Here is a 12682-nt window from a genome sequence, read left to right as displayed (position 1 = left end):
TGCCAGCGCTAGCGTGCGTCGGTCGCCCTTCCGGAACCGCCCCTGTGACCCTGCCCGCCTCCCGTCGCCACTTCCTGCAACTGGCCGGCGCCGGCCTCGCCCTTGCCGGCAGCGGCCTGCCCCGGTCGGCCCAGGCACAGCCAGCGACCGTTGCCGCGCCAAACGCCGATGTGGGCGCGGTGCTGCTGAACTTCAACGAATGCCCATACGGCCCCTCGCCCGCCGCCCAGCAGGCGGCACGCGACAGCATCGCCAGCTGCGGGCGTTACCGCTTCGCCTTGGCCGGTGAGGTGCGCGATGCCTTCGTCGCCCTGGCCGGAATTCCCGCCGACCACGTGCGCCTGTATCCGGGCTCCAGCGAACCGCTGAACCGTGCGGCGACGCTGTGGACCGGCCCGCAGGCGGGCCTGGTGGTGGCCGACCCGACCTTCGAGACATTGGGTGAGATGGCAGCCGCGCGCGGCGCCCACGTGCAGAAGGTGCCACTGCGCAACGATGGTGCGCACGACCTGCGCGCGATGGTTGCAGCCGCGCGCGCGCGACCAACCGGCCTGCTGTACGTGTGCAATCCCAACAATCCCACCGGCTCGATAAGCCCCGCCGAGGAGCTGGCCTGGCTGCTGGCCAACAAGCCCGCCGGCACCCGCGTGCTGCTGGACGAGGCCTATCTGCAGTACAGCGAGCAGCCCAGCCTGATTGCACAGGTGGCCCGGCGCGATGACCTGATCGTGCTGCGCACCTTCTCCAAGCTGTACGGCATGGCCGGCCTGCGTCTTGGCGTGGCGGCGGCACATCCCGAGCGCCTGCGCGAGCTGGCCAGCCTGGGCGAGAACCCGCTTCCCGTGCCCGCACTTGCAGCGGCACTGGCCAGCCTGCGTGACCCGCAGCTGATCCCGCAGCGACGACTGCAGAATGCCAAGGTCCGGCAGAGCACCATCGCCTGGCTGGGCAAGCGTGGCTTCAGCTGCCTGCCGACCGAAGCGAACTGCTTCGTGGTGGATGTGCAGCGTGACGGCGCGGCCTTCGCCAAGGCCATGGCGGACAACGGCGTGGTGATCGGCCGCAGCTGGCCGATCTGGCCGCAGCGCGTGCGCGTGACCGTGGGCACCGAGGAAGAGATGGCGCGCTTCCGCAGCGCGTTCGCGAAGGTGGCGGGCGTACCGGCCTGACCCTGTTGGTGGGGGCGAACCTTGGTTCGCCCCATCCACGCATGGCGTGGATCTACTACCGGCAGAACCTGAGTGCCCCCATCCACGCATGGCGTGGATCTACTGGTCTGGTGCGTGCCGATCGTTGGTCGGCACGCCAGGACCTGCTGCGCTTACCAGCGCGGGGTCTTGGTCAGCGGCGGGGCCTGGTGCTGGCGGTCATAGGCGCGCAGCTCATCACGGATATGGGCGATGCGCTGGCGACCGAGCGCGTTGCGGCCGTCATCCAGTACCACGCCATCGAGCAGCTCGGCCATGCGCTGCACGGTCGGCAGCATCTTCTCCCAGGCATCCAGCGCGGTCAGCGGCGCCGGCAGAGTCAGGAAGAAGGCAATGGCCGGGGTTTCCATGGCGCGGATGTTGCCCATGTCGAAGCTGCCCGGCTTCATGATGCTGGCCATCGAGAAGATTGGGCCCCGTTCGGGATGCCCCTCGACCAGCCGGTGGAAGACATTCATGTGGCCAAACACCAGGCCGGTCTTCTCCGCTGCCACGACGATGTCTTCGCCACGCAGTTGTTCGCCGGCGCGGGCGGCCACGAACAATGAAACGATCTTGTCGAAATCCTGGGTCGCGCGCTTGCCCAGGTCGCTGGCCGCGCCATCGACGTCGGGCAGTCCCAGCTCGGCCTGCTCGACCGCATCGCCCATGCCAGGCTCGACGCGGCCATCAGCCACGGGCACGCCATCCTCGCCAAGCACCGGCTCGCGGCGCTCGCCGCTTGCCGGCTCGGCGCTGTCCAGACGACGGCCTTGGGGCTTCTTCTTGGGACGGCCAAACAGGAAGATCGCAGCGACCAACAGCAGGCCGGCGGCCAGGACGCCGATGCGCAACAGTGCCGTGTCGGACATTCGTTAGGTTCTCCGGCTAGTTCATTCAGGCAACTAGGATGGCACGTCAGGCCGCGCCCGCCAATCGCGCGGCTTCTTCCAGGTCCACGCTGACCAGGCGGCTGACGCCCGGTTCGCGCATCGTCACACCCGACAACTGGTGCGCCGCTTCCATCGTGGCCTTGTTGTGGCTGACGAACAGGAACTGCACCTTCTCGCTCATTTCCTTGACCATGTTGGCCAGGCGGCCGACGTTGGCTTCATCCAGCGGCGCGTCCACCTCGTCCAGCAGGCAGAACGGCGCCGGGTTGAGCTGGAAGATCGCAAACACCAGTGCCACGGCGGTCATCGCCTTTTCGCCACCGGACAGCAGCGAGATGCTCGACACCCGCTTGCCCGGGGGGCGCGCCATGATGGTCACACCGGTGTCCAGAAGGTCTTCACCGGTCAGTTCCAGGTAGGCGTGGCCACCACCGAACAGGCGCGGATACAGCGCCTGCACACCAGCGTTGACCCGATCGAAGGTGTCCTTGAAACGGCCGCGGGTCTCGCGGTCGATCTTGCGGATCGCATCTTCCAGGGTCTCCAGCGCCGTGGTCAGATCCACGTGCTGGGCGTCCAGATACTCCGAGCGCTGCGACGCTTCGCCATATTCGTGGATCGCGGCCAGGTTGACCGGCTCCAGCCGGCGCATGCGGCCATCGATCTGGTGCACGGCTTGTTCCCAGTCGCCCAGGCGCGCCTCTTCGGGCAGCGTGTTGATCACATCCTGCAGCACGAAACCGGCCTTCTCCACTGCGCCCTGCAGGGTTTCGGCACTGAGCACCAATGCCTGCTGGTCCAGCTTGCGCTGCGAAATTCGCTCGCGCTGGGCCAACGCCTGCTCGTCGCGCTGGTGGCGGGTCTGCTCGTAATTGCGCAGCTCGGCGTCGATGCCATCCAGCAGCGTGCGCGCCTCGGTCAGCACGCGATCAGCACGCACACGCTCTTCCAGCGCGTTCTGGTGCTCTGCCTGCAGTGACTCGACCGGTGTATCGCCTTCGTCCAGCTGCGAATGCAGTTCGCCCAGGCGCGAATCCAGCTGGCCACGCTGGGTGTTCATGCGCTCCAGCGCCTGGCTCAACGAGGCCACCTGGGCACGCTGCGATTCCAGGGTCAGCGCCAATGCATGCGATCGCTCGCGCACCGCACGGGCGGCGTCGCGGGCCAGATCACGCGCCTCGGTCAACTGACGGCGTTCGCCCTCCAGACCCTGCCGGTTCGACTCCAAGTCGCCCATGCTGTTGACCGCATTCTCCAGCCGCGAACGCGCTTCACGCGCCTGCTCGCGATTGATGTCCAGGGTCTCGAGCAACTGGCTGAGCTCGCCTTCGATGCGGTCGATGCGCGTACGTGCCGCCTCGACCTTGCCCTGCTGGCCCTGCAACTGGCCAGCCAGTTCGGACACCGCGCGGTGCGCCAGGTACAGCGCCCGCTGCGCATCCTCGCGCTGCTGTTCGGCCGCCAACAGATGCTCACGGAAACCGGCCAGCTGTTCTTCCAGTTCGGCTTCGCGCGATTGCAGCTGCTCGATCTGCTCGCGCAGCTCGTTGATTTCGCGTTCGCGCAGCAGCGCGCCCTGCTTGGCGGCGCCGGAGCGCGATACGCGCACCCAGCCCTCGCCCAGGCGTTCACCGCCTTGGGTGATGATGGAATCGCCCTCGGGCAGACTGGCCTGCAGGGCATTGGCTTCGCCCAGGTCGCGCGCACCGTGCAGGCGCGCAAGCAGGCGGCGGATCGGCGCCGGGCCACGCACGCGTGCAGCCAGCGAGGTCGGTGCGACCTTCAGGTCCGCGCCGTCATTGGCGACCAATGCAATGCGGCCTTCGCCCAGCTCGCCCAACGCATCGACCAGGCTGGCCGGGTCATCGACCAGCACGCCCTCGATCAACTGGCCGAGGGCGCTTTCCACTGCGTTTTCCCAGCCGGCATCGACATCCAGGCGTTCGCCGACGCGTGCGGCCGAATCCAGGCCACGCGACTTCAGCCACGCCACCGCCGCGCCCTGCTCCTGGCCGAGTGCGGCCTGCTGCAGGGTTTCCAGCGAGGACAGGCGACCGCGCAGGCCATTGACCTGCTTGCGCAGTTCGGCCAGTTCGTTCTGGCCGTTGCGCTGCTGCTCCTGCACGGCGGCGACACCGTGCTTGCGCTCCTCGACCTGTTCGGTCAGTTCATCAAGCGCGGTCTTCTGCGTGTCGTGCTGCAGGTGCAGTTGTTCGAAGACTTCATCCAGCGCATCCACGTCAAGGCCTGCGCGCTCGGCCGCCAGCGCTTCGCGGCGACGGTCGGCGTCAAGGATCTGCTTGTCCAGGTAGTCCACGCGGGTGCGCTCGACCTCGCCGGCGCGCGAGGCTTCCGAGCTCTGCGACGTGTGCTGCTCCCAACGCTGCTGCCAATCGGACAACCGCGCTTCCGCCTCGCGCAGGCCTTCCTGCTTGATCTCGTTCTCTTCCTGCAGCGCTTCCAGCTGCGGGGTGGCCGCATCGACCGCTTCGCGCAGCACCAGCAGCTTGGCTTCGTCACCACTGATGTGCTGGCCCAGTTCGGCCAGTGCCTGGCGGGTTTCATCGCGCGCCTTGTGCAGGCGCTGCGACAGTTCGCGCTGGTGCTGGATCTGCTGTTCGAGACGGGCCAGCGTGCTGCCCACCTGGTAGACCTCGGCCTGCGCGGCGTTGAGCGCGTCGGCGGCCTCCTCGCGGCGCACACGCGAGGTCTCGATCCGCGCCTCTGCGTCACGCTGGTCGGCAATCAGCTGCTGAAGCTTGGTTTCTTCCTGAGACAGGCCCTCGCGCAGCTTGGACAGGCGACCATCCAGGCCGCGGTACTCCAACGCCTTCCACTCGGCGTCCTTGACCCGGCGCTCTTCCTGCAGCGCCTGGTACTGCTCGGCCTGCTTGGCCTGCCGCTTGAGGTGTTCAAGCTGCTTGGTGATTTCCTCGCGCAGGTCGCCCAGGCGGTCCAGGTTCTCGCGCGTGTGGCGGATGCGGGTCTCGGTTTCCTTGCGGCGCTCCTTGTACTTGGAGATGCCGGCGGCCTCTTCCAGGTACACGCGCAGGTCTTCCGGGCGCGCCTCGATGATCTGGCTGATCATGCCCTGCTCGATGATCGAGTAGCTGCGTGGGCCAAGGCCGGTACCGAGGAACAGATCGGTGATGTCGCGGCGGCGGCACTTGGTGCCGTTGAGGTAGTAGTTGCTGCTGCCGTCACGGCTGACGGTGCGCTTGACCGAGATCTCGTTGAACGAGGCGTACTCACCGGAAATCGTGTGATCCGAATTGTCGAAGATCAGCTCGACGGTGGCCTGCGAAACCGGCTTGCGGGCATTGGAACCGGAGAAGATCACGTCGGTAAGCGAGTCACCACGCAGGCGGCTGGCCGAGCTCTCGCCCATGACCCAGCGCACCGCATCGATGATGTTCGACTTGCCGCAGCCATTGGGGCCCACCACGCCGGTCATGTTGGTCGGCAGGTGCAGGGTGGTCGGATCGACGAAGGACTTGAAGCCGGACAGCTTGATCGTGGAAAGACGCATGGCGTGATTGGGTTCCGGGCAAGGGCCTTACGGCCGCCACCATAGTGGATGTCAGGTCAGCCAGCACCTCAAGCCCTTGATTTCAAAAGAATTCAATAGGGCCAAGGGTGACGCAATGGAATGAGTATAGCGGGGCCAATGTTCCACGGGCGGGATGACGGGCGCGGAGAGCCCGTGGAGTGGACCCCGATGTCGCCTTACGCCCGGCGCGACGGACTACCCAGCCAACGAGCAAAGTGCAAGTTATTGATATTTATTGGTTACTGAACCGAGTCGCAGCCTTCTACAACAGAAGCTGTGCAGGATGGACGGATGTACCGACCGCTTTCATTTACTCCCACCTACGACGCGGCGACCGTTCCCGTGCTCGGAGGAACCGCTTGGCTGGATGCCCGCGCCCCTTGGCCAACCAGCATCCATAGACACGCTTTGCTTCACCTGGCTAGCTTTCCGACCACATTCATTCGAAACCACGTCCCCGGACTCGACCTAGCGCCCGGGCTGATCATTTCGGTCTTCACGCCGTACCTCACCTCGGACGAGCAGAGATTCGAAGAAGCCATGAGCCACGGCGGTCGTGTAATTGCTCACTGGCCCGGGCGTGAACCGACGCCTTCTCCCTGCGCTCCGATTGGATCACTGCACATTTGCGCCGGGACGGCGGTGGCTGAGGGCGAAGCACCTCACGGAGGTTCGAAGATTGGTGGGCGGCCTTACTGGCTGCAGGATGACCAATCGGAGGGCCAAGCGTTCGTCCTTCAATTCGACGAATTCGATCTTGATAAGGCAGCTCCGACGCATCGAGGAATCCTGGTCGGGGGGATGGGCTATCTGTTGCTTGATCGCAACATTCCCTCACCTTCGACGGACTGCGGGCGATTCGTCATTCAAACAACCTAAGGCAAGTGATGAGTCAGCCCAACGTCGCTTGGTTGATTCGTATTGATGGTCGGCGAGGGCAAATCAGTGCTTTCTAGGCCCAAAGTTCATCGGACTAATGCATGTATCGAGAAATGGTATTTGGTGATCGTTGCCAAGCTCCGGATCGGGCCTTTCTGGGAGGCGCACCATACCTGCCTGCCGATGCCCAGTGGCCAAGCGACGCCACGGGGAAGCCAATGCTTCATCTGGCAAGCCTCCCTGCGCCGTTCGTTCAAGCGCACGCTCCGAAGATCGCTATCAAAGCGAATCTCTGCGTTTCGATTTTCACACCCTATGACGTTCGTGATGATGCCTATATCGAGACCGCTATACAGGCTGGCGGACGTGTCATCGCCTATGTACCTCACGCACTCGGTGCACGCAGCGCAGCACTCCCATTTGACCCGTGTCTGATCAACACTGACGCAGCTTCCATCCCAGATGACGCCCAAAATGGAATCGCCAAAATCGGCGGAATTCCTACCTGGCTCCAGGATGATTGCAGTGAAGGACGGGAATTCATCCTCCAGATCAACAGTTCCCGCTTGAACCGGGCAGCGCCAACGCATCGAGGAATTCTTGTCGGCGGAATGGGATACCTGCTGCTTGAACGCAACATTCCCGCACCTTCAATGGACTGCGGTCGATTCGTCATCCAGGCCACCTGAACAACCAGTCGAGCATGGCTCGACTCTACATACCCGGCCATCGCCCAAAACAAAACGGGCACCCTTGCGGGCGCCCGTTCTGGTGATACCAGGCCTTGCGGCGTGGGATCAGGCCTTTTCGGCTTCAACCACGACCTTGACGGTGGTCTCGACGTCCGCGTGCAGGTGCACCAGGACTTCGTACTCGCCAATGTTGCGGAAGGCGCCTTCGCCCAGGATGACTTCGCTCTTGCTCAGCGCCAGGCCGGCAGCGGTGAAGGCATCGGCGATTTCGCGCGCGCCGACCGAGCCGTACAGCTTGCCTTCGGTCGAAGCGTTGGCGGCGACGGTCACGCTCGCGCCTTCCAGCTTGGCCTTGCGGGCTTCGGCTTCAGCGTGGATGGACTGGGCCTTGGCTTCGTAATCAGCGCGCTTGGCTTCGAACTCGGCCTTGTTGCTCTCGGTGGCCGGAACGGCCTTGCCCTGCGGCACGAGGAAGTTACGGCCGTAGCCCGGCTTCACGTCGACCAGGTCGCCCAGGTTGCCGAGGTTGGTGACTTTCTGCAGGAGGATCAGCTGCATGGTATTGCTCCAGATAAGTTATTCGTTAGCGAGGCGCGGGCCCCGCAACAAAGGCTGTCCGAATAGCTGGCACAGCGGGGGCAGCGCGAAGCTGCCCCGCCGGCATCAGACGTCGTGGTTGTCGGTGTACGGAATCAGGGCCAGGAAGCGAGCGCGCTTGACGGCGGTCGCCAGCTGACGCTGGTACTTCGACTTGGTACCGGTGACGCGGCTCGGCACGATCTTGCCGTTCTCGGTCAGGTACTGGCGCAGGGTGTTGAGATCCTTGTAGTCGATCTCCTTGACACCTTCGGCCGTGAACTTGCAGAACTTGCGGCGACGGAAGAACTTGGACATGTCAGTGCTCCTTAGGCGGCCGAAGCGGCGTCGTCGCCGGCATCGTTGTCAGCGGCGGGGGTGGTTTCGCCTTCTTCGTCATCACGACGACGACGCTCACCACGCTCGGGCTTGTCGCCCTTCTCGTCCTTGCTCTTCATGATCAGCGACTGCTCGGTGTCAGCCTCGTCACGCTTGATGACCAGGTTGCGCAGCACGGCGTCGTTGAAGCGGAAGCTCTCGGTCAGTTCGGTCAGAACAGCCTGGTCGACTTCGATGTTCAGCAGCACGTAGTGCGCCTTCACCAGGTTCTGGATCGGGTACGCCAGCTGGCGGCGGCCCCAGTCTTCCAGACGGTGGATGGTGCCGTTGCCGTTCTCGACCAGCGACTTGTAGCGCTCGATCATGGCCGGGACCTGCTCGCTCTGGTCCGGGTGGACCATGAACACGATTTCGTAATGACGACTCATGTTTTTCTACCTTTCGGATGTGGCCTTGCGGCCGGACAGCCCCCCGCCGTTGATACCGCGGTGGGGCAAGGGATCCTGCCAGGGAGGCAGGAAGCCGCGCATTATGGCGCAGATGGGGGGGCTGGGCAACCGGTGGGTAACCGGGCCACCTGAATCGGGGGCGCCCTGCTCCCGTGCCGACCAAGGTCAGCCCCCACCCAAGCGGGGCTCAGGCCTTGTCGGCGTCGGTGGTGAAGCTCTCGCCGCAGCCGCACTCGGCGGTGGCATTCGGGTTGCTGAACGTGAAGGTCTCGCTCAGGCCGTGCTTGCCGAAGTCGATCACGGTGCCGTCCACAAGGGCCAGGCTCTTGGCGTCGACATAGATCTTCACCCCGTCCTGGTCGAACACGGTGTCGTCCGCGCGCTCGTCGCGGGCCAGGTCGGTGACGTGGCCCCAGCCCGAGCAACCGGTCTTGGTCACGCCAAAACGCAGGCCCAGCGCGCCGGGGGTCTGGGCGACGAAGCGCTGCACGCGCTCGAAGGCAATAGGGGTCAGGCTGACAGCCATGGTGGATCACTCCAGAGGTACCGGGACATTATAGGGAGCCGATGACCGCAGAAATGCCTCGCAAGCAGAACGCTGCAACCGGTAAACTCCCGTGTTCAGAGATCGAGTCGATCAGCAGAGGATTCAAGTCATGACGGTGGTCAGCGTTGAACATGCGCTTGCCGGGAAGATCCCGGAAGGTGGCGAAGTCACGGTACGCGGTTGGGTGCGCACGGTGCGCGGTTCAGCAAATCTGGCTTTCGTGAATGTGACCGACGGCTCCTGCTTCGCCCCGATCCAGGTCGTGGCCGGCGACGCACTGGCCAACTTCGACGAGATCAAGCGCCTGACCACCGGCTGCTCGCTGGTGGCCACCGGCACCTTGGTGAAGTCGCAGGGCAAGGGCCAGTCGTTTGAGATCCAGGCCAGCGCGGTCGAGGTGGTCGGCTGGGTCGAAGACCCGCTCACCTACCCGATCCAGCCCAAGCCGATGACGCCGGAGTTCCTGCGTGAAGTGGCGCACCTGCGCCCGCGCACCAACCTGTTCGGCGCGGTCACCCGCATCCGCAACTGCCTGGCCCAGGCCGTGCACCGGTTCTTCCACGAGAACGGCTTCAACTGGATCAGCACCCCGATCATCACCACCTCCGATGCCGAAGGCGCCGGCCAGATGTTCCGCGTGTCCACGCTGGACATGGTGAACCTGCCGCGTGACGCCCAGGGCGGGATCGACTTCAGCCGCGACTTCTTCGGCAAGGAAACCTTCCTGACCGTGTCCGGCCAGCTGAACGTCGAGGCCTACTGCCTGGCGCTGAGCAAGGTGTACACCTTCGGCCCGACCTTCCGCGCCGAGAACAGCCATACCACCCGCCATCTGGCGGAGTTCTGGATGATCGAGCCGGAAATCGCCTTCGCCGACCTGGCCGAAGACGCACGCCTGGCGGAAGAATTCCTGAAATACCTGTTCCGCGCGGTGCTCAACGAGCGCGGCGACGACCTGGCCTTCATCGCCGAGCGCGTGGACAAGAACGCGATCACCAAGCTGGAAGACTTCATCAACGCGCCGTTCGAGCGCATCGACTACACCGATGCGGTCGCCCTGCTGCAGAAGTCCGGCAAGAAATTCGACTTCCCGGTCGAATGGGGCCTGGACCTGCAGACCGAGCACGAGCGCTGGCTGACCGAGGAACACGTCGGCCGCCCGGTGGTGGTGACCAACTACCCCGAGCACATCAAGGCCTTCTACATGCGCCTGAACGATGACGGCAAGACCGTCGCCGCGATGGACGTGCTGGCCCCGGGCATCGGCGAGATCATCGGCGGCAGCCAGCGCGAGGAGCGCCTGGATGTGCTGGATGCACGCATGGCGCAGTTCGGCCTGGATCGCGAGCATTACAGCTGGTACCGCGATTTCCGCCGCTACGGCTCGGTGCCGCACGCCGGCTTCGGCCTGGGCTTCGAGCGCCTGGTGGTCTACGTCTGCGGCCTGTCCAACATCCGCGATGCGATCCCCTACCCGCGCGCCCCGGGCAGCGCGGACTTCTAAGCCCACACGCACGACCACGGAGGTACTGCCCCCATGACCCTGTTCTTCGCCCTGTGTTTCGTCGGCGTGGCAGTGGCCGGGTTCAGTGCCTTCGTGATTTTCTGGCCGCTGACCCTGGTGCATGTGCGCGATCGCCATCCGGCGCTGGCGCAGCGCTTCGGCAGTGGCGCCTTCCTCAAGCCCGATGCGCTGGGCTGGCTGCTGCGGCGCGAATACCGCACCCAGCCGGACCGGTCGCTGTCCGGGCTGGCGACGCCCGCCTGGGTATCGCTGCTGACCCTGCTGGCTGGACTGGGCATGGCTGCCCTGCTCTGGCTGGCCTCGCTCTGGTAATACACACATGAACGACCTTTCCCACGTCCGTGACAGCTGGTGGCTGGCCAGCCTCGGCAACACCCTGATCTGGGCACGCCTGCGCATCCGAGAGGCTGGCACCGCCGAAGTGCTCGACAGCGATGGCAATACGCTGAGCTACGACAGCGAGGACACCGCCCGCTCGCAGCTGTTCGACGCCGAGTTCGTCGAGTACGACGGCCTGGACGAAGAAGATGCGCTGGTACGCGGCTTCTCGCTGCATGAAGTGCAGCCACCGCAGGCGGGCAGCGACGAAGGCCTGCGCGGGCGCATGGTGCAGTCACTCGGCAGTCGCGCCTGAGGCCAACCGATGTTCACCCCGCGCGCTTTCGCACAGACCGACCTGCAGTGGCTGGATCGCCTGCTGGCGCGTGATCCATTCGTCACCGTGCTCACCGCCGGTGGCGATGGCTTGCCGGAGCTGACCCGGTTGCCGGTGCTGTACCAGCGCGACGGCGACCACATCGAGCTGCGCGGCCACTGGGCCCGCGCCAACCCGCAGGCACGCCACAGCGGTGCGGCCAAGGTGCTGGTGGACGGGCCGCATGGCTATGTATCGGCCAGCTGGTACCCGGACAAGGAGCCTGCCGCGCGGGTACCTACCTGGAACTACGCCGCCGCCGAGCTGCGCGGCCAGTTGCAGCCCTTCGACGAGACCGATGCCCTCGCCCAGCTGGTCAGCGATATCAGCAACCACTTCGAGGCCAGCGTCGGCCAGGCGTGGAAGTTCGAGCCCGAGCGCGACGACCACCGCCGCCAGCTGCGCGGCATCGTCGGCTTCCGCTTCACCGTCGAACAGGTGCAGCTGAAGCTGAAGCTGAGCCAGAACCACCCCGAGGCCAACCAGCAGGCGGCGATCGCCGAACTGGAACGCCTCGACAACCCCCATTCCACCGAACTGGCGCAGTGGATGCGCCGGTATCGCGACGAAGCCGCCGCAGGCAGCTGAGCGCCCTGTTTCCCGCGACGACGCGACCAGAACGGCCGCGCCTTGCCCCCACCCGACGTCAGGGACCCCGAACATGAAAGACATCCACAAGCTGCTGCAGAACAACCGCGAATGGGCAGACCGGATCGAGAAGGAAGACCCGGACTTCTTCCATCAGCTGGCCAAGCAGCAGCATCCGGAATACCTGTGGATCGGCTGTTCCGACTCGCGCGTGCCGGCCAACCAGATCATCGGCATGGCCCCGGGTGAGGTGTTCGTGCATCGCAACGTGGCCAATGTGGTGGTGCACACCGACCTGAACTGCCTCAGCGTGATCCAGTACGCCGTGGACCAGCTGAAGGTGAAACACATCCTGATCGTCGGCCATTACGGCTGCGGCGGCGTGCACGCCAGCTTGAACAACACGCGGGTGGGCCTGGCCGACAACTGGCTGCGCCATGTCGGTGACGTGGCACAGAAGCACGCGGCGATCATGGATGCGATCGAGGAGCCGGAGCTGAAGCATGCACGCCTGTGCGAACTGAACGTGATCGAGCAGGTGGTCAACGCCTGCCGCTCGACGATCGTGCAGGACGCCTGGGCACGCGGCCAGAAGCTGATGGTGCACGGCTGGGTGTACAGCCTGAAGGATGGCCGCGTGCGCGAAATGGGCATCGACGTGGGCGCACCGGAAGACCTGCAGGCTGCATATGAGAAGGCCCTGTCCTACGTTCCGCGCCGCGGCCGCCGCGACTGACCCTCCCTCCCACGGACACCCCCATGC

Annotated in this window: 13 protein-coding genes; 7 read left to right on the top strand and 6 right to left on the bottom strand. The window is 65.1% G+C overall.

Annotated elements, in window-relative coordinates; genetic code table 11:
* Nucleotides 1-44 precede the first annotated feature (44 nt).
* A complete protein-coding gene (locus tag GIW57_RS09830) occupies nt 45-1169 on the top strand; it encodes a pyridoxal phosphate-dependent aminotransferase (RefSeq protein WP_236510335.1) in 1125 nt (374 codons plus the stop codon).
* Nucleotides 1170-1321: 152 nt separating this feature from the next.
* Here the strand turns inward: GIW57_RS09830 and zipA are convergent, their stop codons facing one another.
* Nucleotides 1322-2059, bottom strand: coding sequence for a cell division protein ZipA (gene zipA, locus GIW57_RS09825; protein WP_236510332.1), 738 nt, complete (start codon nt 2057-2059; stop codon nt 1322-1324).
* 46 nt (nt 2060-2105) lie between these two features.
* Complete coding sequence (gene smc, locus GIW57_RS09820; protein WP_236510329.1) at nt 2106-5609, bottom strand: chromosome segregation protein SMC; 3504 nt, start codon at nt 5607-5609, stop codon at nt 2106-2108.
* 1001 nt (nt 5610-6610) lie between these two features.
* Here smc and GIW57_RS09815 point away from each other — a divergent pair.
* Nucleotides 6611-7198, top strand: coding sequence for a DUF1963 domain-containing protein (locus GIW57_RS09815; RefSeq protein WP_236510326.1), 588 nt, complete (start codon nt 6611-6613; stop codon nt 7196-7198).
* Nucleotides 7199-7306: 108 nt separating this feature from the next.
* On the opposite strand, the gene rplI is transcribed toward GIW57_RS09815, so the two are convergent.
* The 4 genes from rplI to GIW57_RS09795 form a co-directional block, all read right to left on the bottom strand.
* Entirely contained in the window at nt 7307-7759 is a 453-nt protein-coding gene (gene rplI, locus GIW57_RS09810; protein WP_025876905.1) for a 50S ribosomal protein L9, read from the bottom strand.
* A 105-nt stretch (nt 7760-7864) separates the two neighbouring features.
* The gene (gene rpsR, locus GIW57_RS09805; RefSeq protein WP_002804494.1) at nt 7865-8095 is read right to left on the bottom strand and encodes a 30S ribosomal protein S18; all 231 of its coding nucleotides are present in this window, start codon (nt 8093-8095) and stop codon (nt 7865-7867) included.
* Nucleotides 8096-8106: 11 nt separating this feature from the next.
* Complete coding sequence (gene rpsF / locus GIW57_RS09800) at nt 8107-8544, bottom strand: 30S ribosomal protein S6 (protein ID WP_025876882.1); 438 nt, start codon at nt 8542-8544, stop codon at nt 8107-8109.
* 208 nt (nt 8545-8752) lie between these two features.
* Nucleotides 8753-9091, bottom strand: a complete 339-nt coding sequence (locus tag GIW57_RS09795; protein WP_012511555.1) for an iron-sulfur cluster assembly accessory protein — start codon at nt 9089-9091, stop codon at nt 8753-8755.
* A gap of 130 nt (nt 9092-9221) precedes the next feature.
* Between GIW57_RS09795 and asnS the strand changes: the two genes are divergently transcribed.
* From asnS to can, 5 genes are all read left to right on the top strand, one after another.
* Entirely contained in the window at nt 9222-10616 is a 1395-nt protein-coding gene (asnS, locus tag GIW57_RS09790; RefSeq protein ID WP_100460442.1) for an asparagine--tRNA ligase, read from the top strand.
* Between the two features lie 33 nt (nt 10617-10649).
* Nucleotides 10650-10949: a hypothetical protein gene (locus GIW57_RS09785; RefSeq protein WP_006376524.1), complete on the top strand. Its 300-nt coding sequence runs from the start codon at nt 10650-10652 to the stop codon at nt 10947-10949.
* Nucleotides 10950-10956: 7 nt separating this feature from the next.
* Complete coding sequence (locus tag GIW57_RS09780; protein ID WP_025876872.1) at nt 10957-11271, top strand: hypothetical protein; 315 nt, start codon at nt 10957-10959, stop codon at nt 11269-11271.
* A gap of 9 nt (nt 11272-11280) precedes the next feature.
* Nucleotides 11281-11919 (top strand): FMN-binding negative transcriptional regulator, encoded by a 639-nt coding sequence (locus tag GIW57_RS09775; RefSeq protein ID WP_230112633.1) that lies wholly within the window; start codon nt 11281-11283, stop codon nt 11917-11919.
* A 73-nt stretch (nt 11920-11992) separates the two neighbouring features.
* A complete protein-coding gene (gene can, locus GIW57_RS09770; RefSeq protein WP_236510324.1) occupies nt 11993-12655 on the top strand; it encodes a carbonate dehydratase in 663 nt (220 codons plus the stop codon).
* Nucleotides 12656-12682: the final 27 nt, after the last annotated feature.

Source organism: Stenotrophomonas sp. PA-6-5C, assembly GCF_021605635.1.
GTDB classification, from domain to species: Bacteria; Pseudomonadota; Gammaproteobacteria; order Xanthomonadales; family Xanthomonadaceae; genus Stenotrophomonas; species Stenotrophomonas lactitubi.
Note: the sequence above shows the minus strand (reverse complement) of the source record. Positions and strands in the feature narration are given on the sequence as shown.

What these genes read in the sequence shown, in the direction of transcription:
- zipA (WP_236510332.1), bottom strand. Translation starts at nt 2,059, where the DNA reads ATGTCCGACACGGCACTGTTGCGCATCGGCGTCCTGGCCGCCGGCCTG.
- smc (WP_236510329.1), bottom strand. Translation starts at nt 5,609, where the DNA reads ATGCGTCTTTCCACGATCAAGCTGTCCGGCTTCAAGTCCTTCGTCGAT.
- GIW57_RS09815 (WP_236510326.1), top strand. Translation starts at nt 6,611, where the DNA reads ATGTATCGAGAAATGGTATTTGGTGATCGTTGCCAAGCTCCGGATCGG.
- rplI (WP_025876905.1), bottom strand. Translation starts at nt 7,759, where the DNA reads ATGCAGCTGATCCTCCTGCAGAAAGTCACCAACCTCGGCAACCTGGGC.
- rpsR (WP_002804494.1), bottom strand. Translation starts at nt 8,095, where the DNA reads ATGTCCAAGTTCTTCCGTCGCCGCAAGTTCTGCAAGTTCACGGCCGAA.
- rpsF (WP_025876882.1), bottom strand. Translation starts at nt 8,544, where the DNA reads ATGAGTCGTCATTACGAAATCGTGTTCATGGTCCACCCGGACCAGAGC.
- GIW57_RS09795 (WP_012511555.1), bottom strand. Translation starts at nt 9,091, where the DNA reads ATGGCTGTCAGCCTGACCCCTATTGCCTTCGAGCGCGTGCAGCGCTTC.
- asnS (WP_100460442.1), top strand. Translation starts at nt 9,222, where the DNA reads ATGACGGTGGTCAGCGTTGAACATGCGCTTGCCGGGAAGATCCCGGAA.
- GIW57_RS09785 (WP_006376524.1), top strand. Translation starts at nt 10,650, where the DNA reads ATGACCCTGTTCTTCGCCCTGTGTTTCGTCGGCGTGGCAGTGGCCGGG.
- GIW57_RS09780 (WP_025876872.1), top strand. Translation starts at nt 10,957, where the DNA reads ATGAACGACCTTTCCCACGTCCGTGACAGCTGGTGGCTGGCCAGCCTC.
- GIW57_RS09775 (WP_230112633.1), top strand. Translation starts at nt 11,281, where the DNA reads ATGTTCACCCCGCGCGCTTTCGCACAGACCGACCTGCAGTGGCTGGAT.
- can (WP_236510324.1), top strand. Translation starts at nt 11,993, where the DNA reads ATGAAAGACATCCACAAGCTGCTGCAGAACAACCGCGAATGGGCAGAC.